Here is a 912-nt window from a genome sequence, read left to right as displayed (position 1 = left end):
ACGACGCCCTTGCTGACGGCGCGCATAGTTTACCGTAATACGGCGTTGTCCGCGCTCCACATACACCACACCGAAAATCACGGCCATGGCGACCAGGAACACAAACAGCATCATAATCAGGCTTAGGTCGCCGGTACGCGCAGATTCAAACGTCTGCGCCACCGCACCAGGCAGGCCGGACACGATGGAGGCGAAAATCAGCATGGAGATCCCATTGCCGATACCGCGCTCGGTAATCTGTTCACCCAGCCACATCAGGAAGACAGTACCCGTTACCAGGGTGCTGACTGCCACAAAGTAGAAGCTGGCAATTTGCATGGTGCTGGCTGTTTCAGGCAGTAGCGTAATGCCCTGGCTGTTAAGGCCGGCCACCATACCGAAAGACTGAATCGCCCCCAGCGCCACCGTCAGATAACGGGTGTACTGGGTAATCTTGCGCCGCCCTTGTTCACCTTCTTTACGAAGCTGCTCAAGCGTGGGCACTACGGCCGTCATCAGCTGAATCACGATGCTGGCTGTAATGTAGGGCATGATGCCCAACGCAAAGATACTCATGCGCTCCAGTGAACCACCAGAGAACATGTTGAACAGGCCAAGAATGGTGTCCCGGTTATTGTTGAACATCTGTTGCAACGCTTCCGGGTTCATGCCCGGGACCGGGATATGCGCCCCGACCCGGAACACCACCAGGGCGCCCAACAGAAAACCGATCCGCCGCCACAGCTCACGCATTGCGTTACCGTCAGCTTTCGGCGCACCGCCATTTAGTGTTTGAGCGCGATTCTTCGCCATAAAGCGCAGCCTTACTCTTCGACTTTACCGCCAGCTTTTTCAACTGCTTCACGGGCACCTTTGGAAATGGCCACACCGCGAACAGTCACTGCACGATCGATTTCACCTTGCAGAACAATT

General features: G+C 55.8%; 2 protein-coding genes. Both read right to left on the bottom strand.

Features of this window, described 5'->3' with window-relative positions; all coding sequences use genetic code 11:
* The coding region (locus A3730_RS05525; RefSeq protein WP_197477312.1) for a preprotein translocase subunit SecY at window positions 1-792 on the bottom strand (792 nt) is incomplete at its 3' end.
* Between the two features lie 11 nt (window positions 793-803).
* On the bottom strand, window positions 804-912 hold a 109-nt coding region (locus A3730_RS05520), incomplete at its 5' end, for an uL15m family ribosomal protein (RefSeq protein WP_197477311.1).

Source organism: Alcanivorax sp. HI0044 (assembly GCF_001634945.1).
Note: the sequence above shows the minus strand (reverse complement) of the source record. Positions and strands in the feature narration are given on the sequence as shown.